At 40.8% G+C, this 17,510-nt stretch carries 18 protein-coding genes and 3 pseudogenes; 10 read left to right on the forward strand and 11 right to left on the reverse strand.

Annotated features, from left to right (window positions below):
* Window positions 1-53: 53 nt before the first annotated feature.
* Together NSQ23_RS13500 and NSQ23_RS13505 are read right to left on the reverse strand one after the other, a co-directional pair.
* Complete coding sequence (locus NSQ23_RS13500; protein WP_064221413.1) at window positions 54-788, reverse strand: AAA family ATPase; 735 nt, start codon at window positions 786-788, stop codon at window positions 54-56.
* A 23-nt stretch (window positions 789-811) separates the two neighbouring features.
* Entirely contained in the window at window positions 812-1,555 is a 744-nt protein-coding gene (locus NSQ23_RS13505) for a hypothetical protein (RefSeq protein ID WP_339171327.1), read from the reverse strand.
* Between the two features lie 554 nt (window positions 1,556-2,109).
* Here NSQ23_RS13505 and NSQ23_RS13510 point away from each other — a divergent pair.
* The 4 genes and pseudogenes from NSQ23_RS13510 to NSQ23_RS13525 all read left to right on the forward strand — a co-directional run bounded on the left by NSQ23_RS13510 (window position 2,110) and on the right by NSQ23_RS13525 (window position 5,840).
* Window positions 2,110-3,329, forward strand: a pseudogene (locus NSQ23_RS13510) (IS110 family transposase).
* Window positions 3,330-3,677: 348 nt separating this feature from the next.
* Window positions 3,678-4,775, forward strand: coding sequence for an IS110 family transposase (locus tag NSQ23_RS13515; protein ID WP_339171330.1), 1,098 nt, complete (start codon window positions 3,678-3,680; stop codon window positions 4,773-4,775).
* Window positions 4,718-5,221 carry an IS630 family transposase gene (locus NSQ23_RS13520; protein ID WP_339171333.1) on the forward strand — a complete coding sequence of 168 codons (504 nt, stop codon included), beginning with the start codon at window positions 4,718-4,720 and terminating at the stop codon, window positions 5,219-5,221. Before NSQ23_RS13515 ends, NSQ23_RS13520 begins: the two co-directional genes overlap by 58 nt.
* Window positions 5,222-5,432: 211 nt before the next feature.
* Window positions 5,433-5,840 carry a hypothetical protein gene (locus tag NSQ23_RS13525; RefSeq protein ID WP_064221227.1) on the forward strand — a complete coding sequence of 136 codons (408 nt, stop codon included), beginning with the start codon at window positions 5,433-5,435 and terminating at the stop codon, window positions 5,838-5,840.
* 719 nt (window positions 5,841-6,559) lie between these two features.
* Here the strand turns inward: NSQ23_RS13525 and NSQ23_RS13530 are convergent.
* Both NSQ23_RS13530 and NSQ23_RS13535 read right to left on the reverse strand, forming a co-directional pair.
* The gene (locus tag NSQ23_RS13530; protein ID WP_003515960.1) at window positions 6,560-7,096 is read right to left on the reverse strand and encodes a hypothetical protein; all 537 of its coding nucleotides are present in this window, start codon (window positions 7,094-7,096) and stop codon (window positions 6,560-6,562) included.
* Between the two features lie 32 nt (window positions 7,097-7,128).
* On the reverse strand, window positions 7,129-7,515 hold the full coding sequence (locus tag NSQ23_RS13535) for a polymorphic toxin type 35 domain-containing protein (protein WP_196762689.1): 387 nt from the start codon (window positions 7,513-7,515) through the stop codon (window positions 7,129-7,131).
* A 1-nt stretch (window position 7,516) separates the two neighbouring features.
* On the opposite strand from NSQ23_RS13535, the pseudogene NSQ23_RS13540 reads away from it, so the two are divergent.
* The 3 genes and pseudogenes from NSQ23_RS13540 to NSQ23_RS13550 form a co-directional block, all read left to right on the forward strand.
* Window positions 7,517-8,316 (forward strand): annotated as a pseudogene (locus NSQ23_RS13540) (IS701-like element ISBsm1 family transposase); the annotation flags it as partial.
* 280 nt (window positions 8,317-8,596) lie between these two features.
* Window positions 8,597-8,788, forward strand: a complete 192-nt coding sequence (locus NSQ23_RS13545; protein WP_339171351.1) for a type II toxin-antitoxin system HicA family toxin — start codon at window positions 8,597-8,599, stop codon at window positions 8,786-8,788.
* A gap of 26 nt (window positions 8,789-8,814) precedes the next feature.
* On the forward strand, window positions 8,815-9,225 hold the full coding sequence (locus tag NSQ23_RS13550) for a type II toxin-antitoxin system HicB family antitoxin (protein WP_121678196.1): 411 nt from the start codon (window positions 8,815-8,817) through the stop codon (window positions 9,223-9,225).
* A 47-nt stretch (window positions 9,226-9,272) separates the two neighbouring features.
* Here the strand turns inward: NSQ23_RS13550 and NSQ23_RS13555 are convergent, their stop codons facing one another.
* The gene (locus NSQ23_RS13555; protein ID WP_339171355.1) at window positions 9,273-9,773 is read right to left on the reverse strand and encodes a sigma factor-like helix-turn-helix DNA-binding protein; all 501 of its coding nucleotides are present in this window, start codon (window positions 9,771-9,773) and stop codon (window positions 9,273-9,275) included.
* Between the two features lie 172 nt (window positions 9,774-9,945).
* On the opposite strand from NSQ23_RS13555, the gene NSQ23_RS13560 reads away from it, so the two are divergent.
* From NSQ23_RS13560 to NSQ23_RS13570, 3 genes and pseudogenes are all read left to right on the forward strand, one after another.
* The gene (locus NSQ23_RS13560; protein WP_339171358.1) at window positions 9,946-10,251 is read left to right on the forward strand and encodes a transposase; all 306 of its coding nucleotides are present in this window, start codon (window positions 9,946-9,948) and stop codon (window positions 10,249-10,251) included.
* Window positions 10,209-10,319 (forward strand): annotated as a pseudogene (locus NSQ23_RS13565) (hypothetical protein); the annotation flags it as partial. The gene NSQ23_RS13560 and the pseudogene NSQ23_RS13565, both read left to right, overlap by 43 nt.
* A complete protein-coding gene (locus NSQ23_RS13570; RefSeq protein ID WP_339171361.1) occupies window positions 10,319-11,095 on the forward strand; it encodes a site-specific integrase in 777 nt (258 codons plus the stop codon). The pseudogene NSQ23_RS13565 and the gene NSQ23_RS13570, both read left to right, overlap by 1 nt.
* Before the next feature lie 52 nt (window positions 11,096-11,147).
* On the opposite strand, the gene sufB is transcribed toward NSQ23_RS13570, so the two are convergent.
* From sufB to NSQ23_RS13600, 6 genes are all read right to left on the reverse strand, one after another.
* Entirely contained in the window at window positions 11,148-12,545 is a 1,398-nt protein-coding gene (gene sufB / locus NSQ23_RS13575) for a Fe-S cluster assembly protein SufB (RefSeq protein ID WP_006322751.1), read from the reverse strand.
* Between the two features lie 23 nt (window positions 12,546-12,568).
* On the reverse strand, window positions 12,569-13,009 hold the full coding sequence (gene sufU, locus NSQ23_RS13580) for a Fe-S cluster assembly sulfur transfer protein SufU (RefSeq protein ID WP_055441462.1): 441 nt from the start codon (window positions 13,007-13,009) through the stop codon (window positions 12,569-12,571).
* Window positions 12,999-14,219: a cysteine desulfurase gene (locus NSQ23_RS13585; protein WP_339171366.1), complete on the reverse strand. Its 1,221-nt coding sequence runs from the start codon at window positions 14,217-14,219 to the stop codon at window positions 12,999-13,001. The genes sufU and NSQ23_RS13585 overlap by 11 nt, the downstream gene beginning before the upstream one ends.
* Window positions 14,219-15,523: a Fe-S cluster assembly protein SufD gene (gene sufD, locus NSQ23_RS13590; protein ID WP_339171368.1), complete on the reverse strand. Its 1,305-nt coding sequence runs from the start codon at window positions 15,521-15,523 to the stop codon at window positions 14,219-14,221. The genes NSQ23_RS13585 and sufD overlap by 1 nt, the downstream gene beginning before the upstream one ends.
* A 15-nt stretch (window positions 15,524-15,538) precedes the next feature.
* Window positions 15,539-16,318, reverse strand: coding sequence for a Fe-S cluster assembly ATPase SufC (sufC, locus tag NSQ23_RS13595; protein WP_192948495.1), 780 nt, complete (start codon window positions 16,316-16,318; stop codon window positions 15,539-15,541).
* Between the two features lie 363 nt (window positions 16,319-16,681).
* Window positions 16,682-17,506 carry a MetQ/NlpA family ABC transporter substrate-binding protein gene (locus NSQ23_RS13600; RefSeq protein WP_339171371.1) on the reverse strand — a complete coding sequence of 275 codons (825 nt, stop codon included), beginning with the start codon at window positions 17,504-17,506 and terminating at the stop codon, window positions 16,682-16,684.
* Between the last annotated feature and the right edge of the window lie 4 nt (window positions 17,507-17,510).

Consider the following 17,510-nt stretch of genomic DNA (forward strand, 5'->3'; position numbering starts at 1 on the left):
CAATAGAAACCGATTTAGCGTAGGGGATTTTGTCAATTAGTAGACGAAGACTATTATACAAACATAGTTTCCTCATTTAATTCTCCCCCTTGCTCCTGTATAAACATTTGAAAAGCAATATCTGGATTCTCGGTATTATGTTTTCTTAAAAAAGACACGTAGTCTCCTTCATATAGAATCCTACCTTTATGTAAAAAATGTATTTTACAATCAATAAACTCTAGTTCATGGAGAATATGAGTAGACATAATAACCAACTTACCTTTTTTGACCAAACGGTTAATACTACTAAGTACGTAATTTCTAGTGTCAGGATCAATACCAGCAGTAGGTTCATCAAAAATATACAGTTTTCGTTCAAGTTGACAAACTGATTTGATAATAAGCCATCTTCTTTCTCCAACAGACATATCTCCTATTCTTACACCCCATAATCTATTCAATAGTTCTTTTTCTCTTGGCGTTAAGGATTCAATAAATGTCTTTAAACTTTTCGAAAAAGAAAAAGGTGTATCGCACTTAAGAATTAGGCGAACAATGTCCTTACCTTTCATAATCGATGGAAGAGGAACACCTTGCATTTGATATACAACATCCTCTTCTGCAAATGGACTATGAAACTGTGCAGAAGGTATAACACCACTTATAATATCTAATAATGTCGTCTTTCCGGCTCCGTTTAATCCTACAATTACATTTAATTTATTTGGATCAAATTCAATACATAATTGGTTTAAAACAGGGGATGAACGACCTTTATAGTAATGAGTTAGAGAATTTATTTTCATATTTTCTTCTCTCTCCTTTTTATTTATATTCGACCTGCTTTAGGTGTAATATCTATTATTTTATAAGAAAAGACTCCTATTAAAATATAAACACCCATGATCACTACTAATGTATACGATAATGTTATATCCCAAACATGATTAGAAACTGCATCTGAAATAAGTTTAGATACATTTAGTATAAAACTAGCAGGATTTAATACTAATAAGCTTTTATGATTCACCTCAACATTTGCAAAATATATAAGAGAAGACATCAAAATAGTAAATATCGGCGAAATAGTTTCCTGACGATACGGCAAAGAACTTATCCATAGAAAAAGAAAGAAAATAGGTAGTGGTACTATAATAGCTACTATGATTGCAATGCTTAATACAGAAAATACAGGTTGGTGAAACAGTAGAGCGCTTGCAGCAGTAAAAATAACAAGATTGATAGTGACAAAAAACCATTGTGACCCAATCTTTCCTAATATAATTGGTAGTTTATTACGAGCAATAAATTTAAACATCTTCAGAAAACCATTATCTCGAAGCATTAGAATAGAAATCCCTACACCGTATATTGCGGTAGTTAAAATCATAAAACCCCAATATAAAAAAATATTATTTTTAAATGATTGGAAGTTTGGAGGATTAGTCAACCAAGAAAGATGGTTAAATACCATGAAAAACAAAGGAATAACAAGTGTCCAAAGTAATGCGATTTTGTTATAAAAAACTTCTTTGTTAAACAAAATAAAAAACTCCCAGCTTTTTCTTAACATAAAACCACCCCTCATCTATTCTTAAATATATTTAACAAACAACTCATTCTTTCATACTTTGAAATACCTATTTTTTCGAAGGTTGGGATGTGTACGTGGTTTATGATGATCCTAATTAATCTAAACATCTATTTTTCTAACTTTACTTCGTATTATAGCGCATAAAATATCTAATTGTAAATCTTAGGAAATATTCTTTATATAGGTCATAAAATGGGATTCTAAATCAACGTATTTGTTCTCATAATCAACCAATTTCGAATGTTCAAATAAATAGCTATAGCTTTCTTTTAATTTACTATATAGACCCCCATGACAAAAAAATTTCGTCACCATCGGAAGGATGAAAACAACCTTCTGTCGAATGGTCTCCTTGCAGCTGGGGTCATGAGGTCGTTGTATCTATGGTACGTAAAAGTCCGATATATAGACGGACCCCAGTAGTCTGGTGCACTACGGAATGTCGCTCCCTTGAGGGAAGCACGCAGGATAGAATGCTTGAACAAAGGCTACTGCACCAGCTGTTTTTGAGAACGAAGCAGGGAGGGAGACCGATGCGCGTCTTGTATGAACGCTGTTGCGGATTGGACGTGCATAAGCAATCGATTACGGCTTGCGCCCTTACCCCTGAAGGAAAAGAGATTCGCACGTTTGGTACGCTGACCGACGATCTCGAGGAGTTGGTGGATTGGCTGAAAGAAAAAAAGGTGACGCACGTTGCCATGGAGTCGACGGGCGTATATTGGAAGCCGGTGTATAATCTCCTCGAAGCAGAGCCGATCGAAGTGCTTGTCGTCAATGCCCAACACATCAAAGCGGTTCCCGGGCGAAAGACCGATGTCAAAGATGCTGAATGGATCGCGGACTTGCTTCGCCATGGATTGCTAAAAGGGAGTTACATCCCTCATCGAGCTCAGCGGGAGCTCCGAGAACTGGTCCGTTATCGGCGCAGTTTGATCGAGGAACTGGCACGGGAGCTCAACCGCATCCAAACAGTGCTGGAAGGAGCCAATATCAAGCTTTCTTCGGTCGTATCCGACATCAACGGGATGTCGGCCCGGCTCATCATTCGCGCCCTTATCGAAGGAAAAGACGATCCGGCGGCCCTCGCCCAGCTCGCCAAAGGGCGGCTGAAACAAAAAACGGAAGAGCTCCGGCGCGCGTTGAAAGGAGTGATAGGGCCGCATCAACGCATGATGCTGGCCGAGCAATGGCGTCATGCGGAGTATTTAGATGAAGCGATTGCCCGGTTGGATCGAGAAATCGAGGAACGAACGAGCCCTTTTCATGAAGCGCTGGAGCTCATCGATACGATCCCGGGAGTGGGGCGGCAAAGCGCGGAACAAATTGCAGCGGAAATCGGGACGGACATGAGCCGGTTCCCTACCGCCGCGCACTTGGCCTCATGGGCCGGAATGGCTCCCGGGAATCATGAGAGTGCAGGGAAACGGTTGTCAGGTCGAACGAGGAAAGGGAACAAGAAGCTAAGGTCGTGCCTCGTGGAATGCGCCCGTGCCGCCGCCCGAACGAAGAACACGTACCTATCGGCCAAGTATCATCGGATCGCCAAACGAAGAGGAGCAAATCGAGCGAGTGTCGCGGTCGGGAGAACGATTTTAGAAATGATCTATTACATCTTACTCGAAAGGAACCGTATAAAGAGTTGGGAGCCGACTACTGGGATCGGCAGCGAGAAGCGCGCATCGTGCGTCAAACGGTGAAACGATTAGAGGCGTTAGGGTACGAAGTGAAACTGGAAAAAACGAGTGCATAGCACTTATTAACCATATATATACTGAAATACCCCCCTTTGGAATCAAATTCCGAAGGCTAGGCAGGTTCCGTTTTTTTGTCTTAAATGGTGTTTTCAGGATAGACCCCCATGCCGAAAAAATTCGGCACCATCGGAAGGATGAAAACGAATATTGTCGAAATATCTCCTTGCAGCTGGGGTCATGAGGTCGATGAATCTATGGTACGCAAGAGTCCGAAAGATAGACGGACCCCAGTAGCCTGGTGCACCACGGAATGTCGCTCCCGAGTTGGGAAGCACGCAGGATAGAATGCTTCGTCATAGGCTACTGCACCAGCTGAAGATGAAATGAAGCAGGGAGGGAAAGCGATGAAGGTATTATATGAACGTTGTTGTGGAGTAGACGTGCATAAAAAATCCATTATCGCTTGTACCATCACCCCTGAAGGAAAAGAAATACGAACATTCGGTACCATGACCGATGAATTGCTGGAGTTTGTGAACTGGTTGAAAGAAAAAGGGGTGACGCACGTGGCGATGGAATCGACAAGCGTGTACTGGAAACCGTTGTACAATTTGCTCGAACTCGAACAAATCGAAACGCTTGTCGTCAATGCCCGGCATATTAAAGCGGTTCCTGGACGGAAGACGGATATGAAGGATGCCGAGTGGATCGCCAACTTGCTTCGCCATGGATTGTTGAAAGGAAGTTATATTCCGGACCGAGCCCAACGAGAACTGCGAGAACTCGTTCGATATCGTCGCAGTTTGATCGAAGAAAGAGCGCGGGAATTGAATCGGATTCAAAAAGTATTGGAAGGAGCGAACATCAAGTTGTCGTCCGTTGTTTCCGATATCAATGGGGCATCGGCACGAAAAATGATTCGTGCGTTGATCGAAGGGAAAAACGATCCGATGGTCATCGCTCAGCTCGCAAAAGGGAAATTGAAACAAAAAGTGGAAGAACTCCAGCGCGCATTACACGGGGTAATCGGCCCTCATCAACGGATGATGTTAGCCGAACAATGGCGGCATGTGGAATACCTAGATGAAGCGATTGCGCGATTAGATCAGGAGATCGAGGAGAGAACGCGCCCTTTTGAAGAAGCGCTGGAGCTCTTAGATACGATTCCGGGAGTCGGGCGGCAAAGTGCGGAACAAATTTTGGCGGAAATCGGAACCGATATGAGTCGCTTTGCATCAGCGAGCCATCTGGCATCGTGGGCAGGCATGGCACCAGGAAACTACGAGAGTGCGGGGAAACGGTTATCAAGCCGAACGAGGAAAGGGAACAAGAAGCTGAGAGCGTGTTTAGTAGAATGTGCCCGTGCCGCCGCGAGAAAGAAGGATACGTATTTGGCGAACAGTGCCAGGCACTGTTCGCCTTCAAGAATGTCACGCTGTTTTATGTGGATGAGACACATGTTCTTGCTTATCAAGCGCTACGTACGACATGGGCAGAAGTAGGAAATCAAAAACAAGTGCCAAGCTACGGACACCATGACCATGTGTCCATTTTTGATGCAGTTGACGTTCAACAAGGCGATGTTGTTTTCCATCGTGCATCATCCGTCAATGCCGAAACGTTCCTCGACTTTTTGCGCCGATTGAAAGAGAAATATGCCGATCGATTCATCGTGCTTGTGTTGGACAATGCGCGTATTCATCATGCCAAGATGGTACAAGCCTTTCTTGATGGCGAGGAAGGTGCTGCTTTTCATTTCATCTTTTTGCCACCTTATTCCCCACAGTTGAACCCGATTGAACGGTTATGGAAGTGGTTGAAAGATGAGGTGATTGCCAATGTTTTTCACAAGGATCAAAACGACATTGCCCAATCCATTACTCGTTTTGAACAATACGTTCTACAACACTCGGATGAGGTGTTGCGCCGCATCGGGTGTACTGTGTGAATCAGAGGTTAAAATTTTAAATTGGATGTATATAGATTGGTTATATAGTACGATTAAGTTATTATGGCTCTTCGGATTATATGGTGGAATGATGTTTGAATTTATTTTGTTAATAAAGTATTTATTTATCATTCCATCTATAAATTTTAGTTCAAGAATTGTAAAAATTTTCGTTTTATTATAAAATAATAAAAAACTGGAGGTGCAATTAATGAAAAAGAAAACATTGTTATTTTCCTCTATCTTTACAGTGTGTTTATCAACTTATCTTTATTTTAATTCACCAAATATTCATCAGGATATTCAACAAACAGATATTGATTCATATCAAACTGTTGAACGTAATAAAGAATGGGTTATTGTTTTTGATAAAGGAATAAATGAATCGTTGCTAAATAGTGATAATATCTATGTTTTAGACGATAGAAATAACTATATCCCTGTAAAAATCCAACGTGAGAATAATGTAACGATAAAAATTCTCCCTCCTAAAGAAGGTTATAAAATGGGAAGTAATTATTATTTATTCATAAATAAGAATTTAGACTTAGAACACTTAGGTAAAGAAACACAACAAAAAGAATATAAAATTGCCTTTAAGGTTGACAAAAATGTATAGTTTTCAATAAAAAAGCCCCTAATGAATGGGCTTTTTTTATTGAAGTAAACTGTCCGTTAGTCAAATAAAAAGACCAAGTTCTTTTTATGCATTTTTTTATACTTATAAAGTATGGCAAAAAGAAATTCCACTATAAAACCCGAATACCCGTTATTATTTGCACGTAAAAAACACCTTGTCTTCCTTGACAAAGTGTTTTAACAAAATGCAAAAATAAAATTTGTTTAAATTCGGATGAATTCCCCATATTTTCTTATAAATAATCTTTTTTCTTCTACTATTCATATGTTTTATCATTAGGCGAATCCACGGGAGACATGCGGCAGTTTTCCGTTCGTCGTCACCTTTCCTCTGTCACAGGAAAGGGCGGACAATGGGTGGTGCACCCAGTGGATTCAAACACTTTTCTGTACAGGGTCCAAGCCACCATTAAGTATAACGTCCTGTTAAACTGTTTGCGCCTATTCTTCATTATGGGAAGAAAAGGGGGATTTTCATCCCTGGGTGGAGGGCAAACCATTGCCCATGGATCTTTTCTGTTCTTTATTTCTAAACCCTTGACACCAATGTGACGCACTCAACATGTGTTTTGATAGAAAGGTGATAAATTTTCACAGAAAAATAAGGGAGTATTTTAATTTTACCCCCTATGAATTCAAGATGAACGCTTATAACTTTGCTTTAACAGAAACATTATATATTTTTCTATTTGAAATATTCTATTTTTTATTCTCAGACTCTATCAGTTCTATCATTTTAATAAAATAATTATATACTTCTGTACTTTTATCAAATATGTTTTCTAAGTCTTTTTTCCCACTTTCCAAAACATCTTTTTCCGAAAACTTTTCATTAAAAATAATTGCTAAAGTATATTGCATTTGTGAAGCCACATTTAACATTTGTTTTCCTGTATTTTCTGCTTTTAAATAATCAGAATATACTGATACAAAGTGTTCCGGAAAAACACTAATTAAATAACCATAAAACCACAAATAATCTCCGTCATTTGAATATTTCTCAGTTGCTATTTTAAAGGCATCTAGTAATATATTTTCTGCTTGGTTTAAACATTTTTCTAATTTTGGTGATAATCTTCCCCATTCAGCCATAACATACCAAGTGTAAAAAGAAATTCTGAAAAGATCATATTTCTCAACTGTTTTTAAATAATCTTCATTAATAGCATCAAAAAAACCTATAAGTTCTTCCCATTTTTCATTTTTTATAATTCTCTCTAACTTATCTAAATCCATTGTACATCATAACCTTTCAAATAATATTCTATTTATTTCTTATTTACCCATGCATCGCTAATTTTCCATATACTATCATTTATCTTTTGAAATGTTACTGTTACTGTTTCTTTCCCAACTTTTAAAACTCTTTTATATGCAGAACCGTATCTGCTTTCTGTTCCTTTTTTCATAACTTTTTCTATTATATCTCTTACTTTTTCCCATGTAATTGTTCCCTTAATAATTTTATCCCAATCATGTTTTGGATCTTTTATATGTCTTTGCTTATTAGGCTGTCCATCTAAATCTTTTAAAGCTTTATCAATTATTTTTTCTTCCGCTCTAGCTTCAAACCAATCAACAACTTTGTTATATAACCAAGTGCCTGCTGCTATTACTGTACCACCTATAATTACTACTCCAGCAGCAGTAATCATGCACTACTCTCACTCAGAGAAAAAATCGATTTGGGGCCATTCTCTTGTTTGGTTCATGGTTCATACTGCAACCCAGGCGTTTCCCTTTGCCTTCCGCCTCTATGACAAGACGGCGGGAAAAGCAAAGGGGAACTCGCGATCGAGATGCTTTCTTCGTTGGATGTACGCCGTCCCGTTTATGTGCTGATGGATTCGTGGTATCCATCGAAAGCGCTCGTGGAAGCTTGTCTGAAAAAAGGATTCCACGTCATCGCGATGCTCAAGACGAACCGGATTCTCTATCCGAACGGCGTTGCCGTCCAAGCGAAGCAGTTGGCCCGCTCCATCGAACCGAATGACACTCACCTCGTCACGGTGGGAGAAGAGCATTATCGCGTCTATCGTTACGAAGGAGCGCTCAACGGTCTCGACCATGCGGTGGTGCTGCTCGCTTGGAAAGCCAATCAGCCGATGACATCGGAACATCTTCACTGCGTCTTGAGCACCGACCGAGAGCTAAGCGATGAAGACATCTTGCGCCACTATGCCCAACGCTGGTCGATCGAATGCTTTTTTCGACAAGCGAAAGACCAGCTGAAGCTCGATGGGTACCGTGTTCGTCAGGTTCGGGCGGTGAAACGCTACTGGATCTTGGTGCAGCTTGCTTACGTATACAGCCTATTCGAGTCGAACAGCGATTTTTCTGATGGGCTCGATCTCTTGCACAAGAGAAAAGGACATAGCCTCGTGGAGTTCATTTACTGTGCAGCGAAACAAAATATTCCCATTGATACCGTGAAAAAACAGCTCCATGTGGCATAAGGGGTACCCTGTTTGTTTCTTTTTACATGGTAATTATTGTTATGAAAATTGCTCATCTACAGTTTTTTATTTCATCATCCGATAGATGGTTACATAACTTATACATCCTCATCACCTCATGCATAAAATAAGTGCCTAGTCAAAAGCTAGGTACTCATGAAAGGAGGAAAACGTCGTTCTACATATTAGTGGCATTTACACGACAAAAAAGCACAAAATAACGAAAAAATGTTGATACGTATTATTATACGTGTTATAATAAAATCGAGGAGGGAGGGAAATGAAGAGTTACTCTTCAAAAGAATTAATTAAAATGATACAGCAAGACGGATGGTACATAGTCAGAACGACTGGCAGTCATCATCAGTTTAAACATCCCAGTAAACCCGGATTAGTGACCATCCCTCATCCTAAGAGAGACTTACCCACTAAAACAGTAAAAAGCATACTTAAACAGGCGGGACTACTTTAAGCCCCTCCTAAAGGAGGTTAACATATATGCATAAAAAAGACCGTTATATTTATCCAGCTATTTTCGATTATGGTAGCGATGGGATATCTGTTGAGTTCCCTGATCTTCCTGGCTGTTTTACCTGCGGAGACACAGAAGAAGAAGCATTTCAAATGGCAAAAGAAGCGATGGCATTGCATCTGTATGGATTAGAGCAGGAAAATGAAGAAATCCCTCAGCCTTCAAAAGTATCGGAAATTCAAACAGAAAAACACCAAGTCGTTGTGTTCGTCGAAGTATGGATGCCACCTTTTAGACATGAAATGGAAAACAAAGCAGTTAAAAAGACGTTGACTATCCCGAAATGGCTTGATGATCTAGCGAAAGAACATAACGTGAACTACTCCCAAATTCTTCAAGAAGCATTAAAGAAGCATCTTGGTGCTACCGACCGATAAATTAAATAAATTATAAAAATAATTAAATAAATTATAAAAAAGCCTCTTCACCCACAAAGGCAGAAGAGGCTTTCTTTGATTCGTTTTTTAATTTTTCTTTCAGCGCGTTCAATCATCGTTTGGACACTACTCGAAGAGATACAAAGATAATTCGCAATCTCGCCATATGTTAGACAATATCCTCGTGACATGAGATACACTTCTCGTTCCCGTTCGGTGGGCACCGATAATGCATCCCCAATGCGTTCCCGATCCCAGCTTGTAATGACGCTTTCTCTTTCGTGGTCGTCCCATTCATAGACAGGTTCGTTGGAATGGAAATATTTTTGCATGAGCAATGGGTCAAAAAGTTTCTCGCGTTGATAGGCAGCGCGACGCTCGATGCCTCTTTTGTGACCAGGTTGTCGTCCAGTCGTGAGCCATTCAATCACAAATTCAAGGTCGGCAATCATTTGACGAATAATGGTTTTGTCTTGTTCTGGCGCATGCTCAAGTAATTTCTTTGTCTGTTTCAACGTTTGTTTATATTCTTGCAAGAGCTCATCCATCGATGCCTCCTGTGATATGTGCACCCCTAACAGTTTGTTTTTTTAACATCTGTTAGGTGTTAAAAGCTTGTCATATCAATAATTCGACATTTATTAATAGCTCCTAACAGATTATCTTCACAAAAACTTTTTATTTTTTTATCTTCTATTTTTGAAGTTAATTTTTTTAAATGTGGATGAGACACATGTTCGTGCCTATCAAGCGCTACATACGACATGGGCAGAAGTAGGAAATCAGAAACAAGTGCCAAGCTACGGACACCATGACCATGTGTCCATTTTTGGTGCAGTTGACGTTCAACAAGGCGATGTGGTGTTTCATCGTGCATCATCCGCCAATGCCGAAACGTTCCTTGACTTTTTGCGCCGATTGAGCTTGAGGTGTATAAAAAGCCAAACGTCAAGCCTATTACGTATACGCTCCAAGAACGAAACGTCGGACTTAACATTTTGCCACGCTGGGGAAATTACAAGCTAAAAGAAATCGATCGGGTCGAGTACAAAAATGAATCAACGAATTGGGGAAACAATATAGCGAGGGGATAGTGCGGCGAATTCACAGCATCATGAACTCAGCACTGAATGATGCTGTTCATGAATTTCGTATTTTGCGCGAGAATCCCGTCGCTAAAACCACTATTCCAAAGGAGACAGAGAAAAATAACGAGCTGAAGTATTTTACACGTGAGCAACTGGAGAAGTTTTTGAACGAGGTAAAGAAGCCGCAAAAACACGCGAAGTATCAACATTCGATTCAATATTACGTGTTATTTACGCTTTTAGCGCGGACAGGATTACGAATTGGCGAAGCGTTGGCTTTGACCTGGGATGATATTGACTTGGAAAATAAAACGCTCACGGTGAACAAAACGCTAGTGTGTCCGACGAACTCGACACCCTATCTTTCCACTCCAAAATCAAAGGCGAGTCTGCGGACGATTAAGCTGGATGAAGTGACCATTCGTTTATTGAAAAAACATCGCATCAATCGGAACGAGATGTATTTAAGATATCCCGGCTACAAGAAGCCAGAAACGAACATCGTCTTTCACCAGCAAGACGGACGTTGGTTGCGGACGAATGTCGTAAGGGAATATTTCAAAGAAGTATGTAAACGGGCAGAACTTCCTGTTTTATCGCCGCATGCGTTACGTCATAGTCACGCCGTGCATCTTTTAGAGGCTGGGGCAAATATCAAATATGTTTCCGAGCGATTAGGGCATGCCAGCATAAAAATGACCGCTGATACGTACCTCCATGTGACCAAGAAAATTGAGGATGGGGCACTGGAGTTGTATCAGCGGTACACCGAAAGAAAATGAATTGTGGGTGTAGCGCCTATAAGCAAACGCTACACCATTGATATTATAAGGATTATCCAATACTACCTTCCATTTCAAACTTAATGAGTCGGTTCATTTCAACGGCGTATTCCATCGGCAATTCTCTCGTAAACGGCTCAATAAAGCCCATAACGATCATTTCTGTCGCTTCTTGTTCAGAGATGCCGCGGCTCATTAAATAAAATAGTTGTTCTTCTGATACTTTCGACACTTTTGCTTCATGCTCAAGCGAAATGTTGTCGTTTAAAATTTCGTTATATGGAATCGTATCAGATGTCGATTGATTATCCATAATGAGCGTGTCACACTCAATATTTGAACGAGAACCGTCCGCTTTCCGTCCGAAATGAACGATACCGCGATATGTGACTTTTCCACCTTGTTTCGAAATCGATTTTGAGACGATCGTTGATGACGTATTTGGCGCTAAATGAATCATTTTCGCACCAGCATCTTGATGTTGCCCTTTGCCAGCAATCGCAATCGAAAGCGTCAAGCCACGCGCGCCTTCTCCTTTTAAAATGACAGCTGGGTATTTCATCGTTAATTTTGAACCGATATTTCCATCGATCCATTCCATCGTTGCATTTTCTTCGCAAACAGCGCGCTTTGTCACGAGGTTAAAGACGTTGTTTGCCCAGTTTTGAATCGTTGTATAACGGCAATATGCGCCTTTTTTCACGATAATTTCAACGACTGCGCTATGAAGTGAGTTTGTCGTATAGACAGGCGCTGTACAGCCTTCCACGTAATGAACATGCGCCCCTTCATCGACGATAATTAACGTCCGTTCAAATTGTCCCATATTTTCCGAGTTAATGCGGAAATATGCTTGCAATGGCGTATCAACTTTTACACCTTTTGGCACGTAAATGAATGAACCACCAGACCAAACAGCAGAGTTGAGCGCTGCAAATTTATTATCTGTCGGTGGGACAACTTTCGCCCAATGCTCGCGAAATAAATCTTCATTTTCTTTTAACGCCGAGTCTGTATCTTTAAAAATGACCCCTAATTTCTCTAGATCTTCTTTCATGTTATGGTATACAACTTCCGACTCGTATTGCGCCGATACCCCAGCTAAATATTTTTGTTCTGCTTCTGGAATACCGAGCTTATCGAACGTTGCTTTAATTTCTTCCGGCACCTCATCCCAAGAACGACCGGATTTTTCCGATGGTTTGACGTAATACGTAATTTCATCGAAATCTAAACTTGATAAATCGCCGCCCCATTGTGGCATCGGCATGCTGTAAAAAATGTCTAACGCTTTTAAGCGGAAGTCGAGCATCCACTTTGGTTCATTTTTCATTCGCGAAATTTCTTCTACAATTTCGCGCGTTAAGCCGCGCTCAGCACGGAAGACAGATACATCTTTATCGGCGAAACCATACTTATATTCACCGATTTCTGGCATTTTTTTCGCCATCTCTTTCGCCTCCTTTTTTATGACTAGCCTTGTTGCTCATGCAATCCTTTTTCCATCGCTTTCCACGCTAATGTAGCGCATTTAATGCGGGCAGGGAATTTTGATACGCCTTGAAGTGCTTCAATATCGCCTAAATCAATTGAGTCGTCATAATCTTTTCCTTGCATCATGTCTGAAAAAATCGTTGATAGCTTAAGCGCTTCTTCAATTGTTTTTCCCTTGATCGCCTCTGTCATCATCGATGCAGAGGACATCGAAATAGAGCAACCTTCTCCTTCAAACTTCGCATCGACAATTTTTCCGCCTTCTACTTTTAACGTTAAATGAATACGGTCGCCACACGTCGGGTTGTTCATGTTTATATCGACGTGCTCCCCTTCTAACACACCACGATTTCTCGGATTTTTGTAATGATCCATAATAACTTGTCGATACAACGTATCTAAATGGCTATTAAAAGACATAGCTGAAATACTCCTTCGTTTTCTTTAATGCTGAAACGAGTGCATCAATTTCCTCTTCTGTGTTGTACAAATAAAAGCTTGCGCGTGCAGTTGCCGTCACGTTTAGCCACTTCATAAGTGGTTGCGCACAATGGTGACCAGCACGAACAGCAATACCTTCCGCATCTAAGACGGTCGCAACATCGTGCGGATGCACACCGTCAATATTAAATGTCACAAGCCCTGCGCGTTCTTTCGGGCCGTAAATCGTTAATCCGTCAATCGTTGCAAGCTGTTCAAGCGCATATTGCGCTAAACGATGTTCGTGCTCAGCAATATGATCTAACCCGACTTGCTCAAGAAAATCAATCGCCGCTCCTAAGCCAATCGCTCCTGCGATAATTGGCGTGCCGCCTTCAAATTTCCACGGAAGCTCTTTCCACGTCGACTCATACAAGCCGACAAAATCAATCATTTCCCCACCAAACTCAACAGGTTCCATTTGCTCAAGCAATCGTTTTTTACCGTATAATACGCCAATACCTGTCGGACCGCACATTTTATGGCCTGAAAACGCATAAAAATCACAATCTAGCTCCTGTACGTTCACTTTCATATGCGGCGTGCTTTGTGCCCCGTCAACAACAACGACGGCACCGTTCTTATGGGCAATTTGCGCAATTTCTTTTACAGGATTGATCGTACCTAGGACGTTCGATACGTACATGATCGCAACAATTTTCGTGTTTGGCGTGACTGTTTGTTCCACATCTTCTAACCGGATCGTGCCGTCTGGTTGAAGCGGAATGTATTTTAACGTTGCCCCTGTTTGTTTGGCGACTTGTTGCCACGGGATGATATTACTATGATGCTCCATGTACGTAATAACGATTTCATCGCCTTCACGTACGTTTGCTCGCCCATAGCTTGCCGCCACTAAGTTAATCGCTGTTGTCGTCCCGCGTGTAAAAATAATTTCTTCCGTTGAGGCGGCACCGATGAAGCGGCGCACTTTTTCGCGCGCCCCTTCATATGCGTCAGTTGCCTTAGTCCCAAGCGTATGCACGCCACGATGAACGTTTGAATTGTATTGACGATAATAATTGTCAATCGCCTCAATGACCGGCAGCGGTTTTTGCGACGTTGCTGCACTGTCTAAATAAACAAGCGGTTTGCCGTTTACTTGTTGATCTAAAATCGGAAATAGTTGACGAAGTTCTTTTACGTTCATCATTTAACTTTCCTTTCGATCACTTCGATTAATTGTTTTTTCACACGTTCAATCGGAATTTCATTGACGACTGGTGCTAAAAAGCCATGAATAATTAATCGCTCTGCTTCCGTTTTCGAAATACCGCGGCTCATTAAATAATATAGTTGCGTCGGATCGACACGGCCGACCGATGCCGCATGGCCTGCTGTGACGTCATCTTCATCAATTAATAAAATTGGGTTTGCATCGCCACGCGCTTTCGGGCTTAACATAAGCACACGCGACTCTTGCTCTGCATTTGATTTCGATGCCCCATGCTCAATTTTGCCAATACCGTTAAAAATAGATGTTGCTTCATCTTTGACTACGCCATGTTTTAAAATGTAGCCTTCCGTATGCTTTCCATAATGAATGACGCTTGTTGTAAAGTTTTGCACTTGCTCACCGCGGCTCACAACAACTGTTTTTGTGTCGCCAAACGAACCGTCGCCGATTAAACGCGTAATGTTTTCTGAAATAGTATTTCCATCGTTCATTAAACCGAGCGCCCATTCAATGCGTGCATGACGACCTGTGATACCGCGGCGGTTTACGTATGTCGTCGTCCCTTTCGCTAAACTGTCCACAGCGCCAAAAAATACTTGCGCATCGTCTAATGCAAACACCTCAGCAATGATGTTCACGATCGCTTCGGAACGTTCACATGTTGAAATATAGTTTTCAACATACGTCACTTTGCTACCGACATCCGCAACGATAATGACATGGTTAAATAACGCTTCCGCTTTTTCATGCACATATACCGCCTGCAAAGGAACGTCGATTTGAACGTGCTTTGGCACATATACGAACACTCCACCGTTGACAAGCGCCGCATGAAGAGCAGTAAGACGGTGCTCATTTACTTTGACGCCGTTCATAAAATATTTTTGTACAAGTTCGCTATGCTCGCGAACAGCTGTCGCTAAGTCTGTAAAAATGACACCTTTTTCTTTTAATTCATCGGCAAGCGATGCGTATGCACATGTATGATCGCGTTGCACATATACATTTTTTTGTTCCTCATCGATATCAATAAGCACTTTCACTTCTTCTGGCAACTCTTCTAACGACGAAAGCGGTGCGCTTTCAACGAGATGAGTAGAAAATTGTGTAAAGTTCCAACGATCAATTTTCGTTTTATCTGGCTTCGGTAAAGGAAGTTGTTCCGCTTGCGCAAGAGCTTGTAAGCGAACGTTTAAAAGCCAGTCCGGTTCTCCACGCCCTTCAGAAAAAGAGCGCACATACTGTTGGTCGAATGGTAGTTTCGTCTCAATCATCACAAATCCTCCTAACGCTTACGCTTCTTGCTCGACGACTTCATCTTCAATGCCTAGCTCTTTTTTAATCCAATCGTATCCTTCAGCCTCAAGACGTTGTGCTAACTCTGGACCACCAGATTTCACGATGCGTCCTTGCATCATAACATGCACGTAATCTGGCGTAATGTAGTTTAATAAACGCTGATAGTGCGTAATGATTAAACAGCCGAAGTCGTTGCTGCGCATTTCATTGACGCCTTTTGCAACAACTTTTAATGCATCAATGTCAAGACCTGAGTCAATTTCATCTAAAATTGCAATTTTCGGTTGTAACATCATTAATTGTAAAATTTCGTTTCTCTTTTTCTCTCCGCCTGAAAATCCTTCGTTTAAATAACGATGCGCCATATCTGGATTCATTTCTAAAAACGCCATTTTTTCGTCTAATTGACGAATGAATTTCATTAATGAAATTTCATTTCCTTCTCCACGACGTGCGTTAATCGCTGAGCGAAGGAAATCAGCATTCGTTACACCGCTAATTTCGCTCGGATATTGCATCGCTAAAAAGAGACCGGCACGAGCGCGCTCATCTACTTCCATTTCTAATACATCTTGACCATCTAATGTAATGCTTCCTTTTGTTACTTCATATTTTGGATGGCCCATAATCGCCGCCGATAATGTCGATTTTCCCGTTCCATTCGGTCCCATGATCGCATGGAACTCGCCGCTTTTAATTTCAAGGTTAACCCCTTTTAAAATTTCTTTTCCGTCAATTGCAACGTGAAGATCTTTAATTGTTAATGTTGCCATAAAAAAATACCTCCAGTTTCGCTTATGTTCATAAAAAACGTAATTCTCATTTTATTCTCATTACAATTTTATAACAGATGAAAATTATTAGCAACCTTATTGCAAGCATTTTGATACTTTTTTGTTTCTAAAGTTTGTTTACTTTATCACGTATGTAAAAAAGGATAGGGAATTCCTATCCTTTTAATGCATGCGAGTAAACGCGTTAAACGCTCGTCCAACATGAGGCATTTGTTGTGTAAACGGTGCCTAACCCTTGCTTATATTCGTGTAAACATTGTTCCATCGACATATGCACGCCTCCTTCCTTTTTATCATGCGTCGTTTTCGAGAAAATATAAAAGGACGCCCGAATGGACATCCTTATTTTGCCGCTGGAATGACCGCGCCGTTATACTTTTGTAAAATGAAGTCTTGAATTTCTTTTGATTGCAACACTTCAACGAGCGTTTGAATTTCTTTACGTTTTTCGTCACCTTTACGAACCGCAATAATGTTCACGTATGGGTTGTTTTCTGGCGATTCAACCGCAATCGGATCTTTTGCTGGGTCTAAACCAGCATCTAGTGCATAGTTTGCGTTAATTAATACCGCGTCTCCTTCGTTGTTTTTATATACTTGCGGAAGCAATCCCGCTTCGATATCTGCTTCAAACACTAAATTTTTCGGATTTTCAACGATATCATCAACGGTTGCTTTCGTCTTATCGACACCATCTTTTAACTTAATTAACCCTTTTTCTTCAAGCATCGATAAAATACGACCGTGATCAGCAACAGAGTTACTCATAATGATTTTCGCACCGTTTGGTAGCTCTTCAAGGCTTTTGTATTTTTTTGAATATACGCCAATCGGCTCAATATGAATACCGCCTGCATTCACAAAGTCATAGCCATGCTCTTTCATTTGAGATTCTAAATAAGGAATGTGTTGGAAATAGTTTGCATCTAACTCTTTATCCGCTAATGCTTTGTTTGGTAACACGTAATCTTGGAACGTCACAATTTCTAGTTCAATTCCTTTTTCTTTTAAAATCGGTTTTGCTTTTTCTAAAATTTCGGCATGTGGCACGTTTGATGCCCCAACGACAAGCTTATTCGTTTTTTCTTCGGCACTTTCGCTTTTTCCGCAAGCAGCGAGCGCTAATACAACAACTGCAGCAACAAGTAAAGAGATCCATTTTTTCATTTGT

It is taken from the genome of Anoxybacillus sp. FSL W8-1294 (assembly GCF_037965005.1).
GTDB classification, from domain to species: Bacteria; Bacillota; Bacilli; order Bacillales; family Anoxybacillaceae; genus Anoxybacillus; species Anoxybacillus flavithermus_G.

Coding starts and splice junctions, on each gene's coding strand:
- NSQ23_RS13505 (WP_339171327.1), bottom strand. CDS start 1,555: ATGTTAAGAAAAAGCTGGGAGTTTTTTATTTTGTTTAACAAAGAAGTT.
- NSQ23_RS13515 (WP_339171330.1), top strand. CDS start 3,678: ATGAAGGTATTATATGAACGTTGTTGTGGAGTAGACGTGCATAAAAAA.
- NSQ23_RS13600 (WP_339171371.1), bottom strand. CDS start 17,506: ATGAAAAAATGGATCTCTTTACTTGTTGCTGCAGTTGTTGTATTAGCG.
- NSQ23_RS13530 (WP_003515960.1), bottom strand. CDS start 7,096: ATGGATTTAGATAAGTTAGAGAGAATTATAAAAAATGAAAAATGGGAA.
- NSQ23_RS13525 (WP_064221227.1), top strand. CDS start 5,433: ATGAAAAAGAAAACATTGTTATTTTCCTCTATCTTTACAGTGTGTTTA.
- NSQ23_RS13555 (WP_339171355.1), bottom strand. CDS start 9,773: ATGGATGAGCTCTTGCAAGAATATAAACAAACGTTGAAACAGACAAAG.
- sufB (WP_006322751.1), bottom strand. CDS start 12,545: ATGGCGAAAAAAATGCCAGAAATCGGTGAATATAAGTATGGTTTCGCC.
- NSQ23_RS13585 (WP_339171366.1), bottom strand. CDS start 14,219: ATGAACGTAAAAGAACTTCGTCAACTATTTCCGATTTTAGATCAACAA.
- NSQ23_RS13550 (WP_121678196.1), top strand. CDS start 8,815: ATGCATAAAAAAGACCGTTATATTTATCCAGCTATTTTCGATTATGGT.
- NSQ23_RS13535 (WP_196762689.1), bottom strand. CDS start 7,515: ATGATTACTGCTGCTGGAGTAGTAATTATAGGTGGTACAGTAATAGCA.
- NSQ23_RS13545 (WP_339171351.1), top strand. CDS start 8,597: ATGAAGAGTTACTCTTCAAAAGAATTAATTAAAATGATACAGCAAGAC.
- sufU (WP_055441462.1), bottom strand. CDS start 13,009: ATGTCTTTTAATAGCCATTTAGATACGTTGTATCGACAAGTTATTATG.
- NSQ23_RS13500 (WP_064221413.1), bottom strand. CDS start 788: ATGAAAATAAATTCTCTAACTCATTACTATAAAGGTCGTTCATCCCCT.
- sufC (WP_192948495.1), bottom strand. CDS start 16,318: ATGGCAACATTAACAATTAAAGATCTTCACGTTGCAATTGACGGAAAA.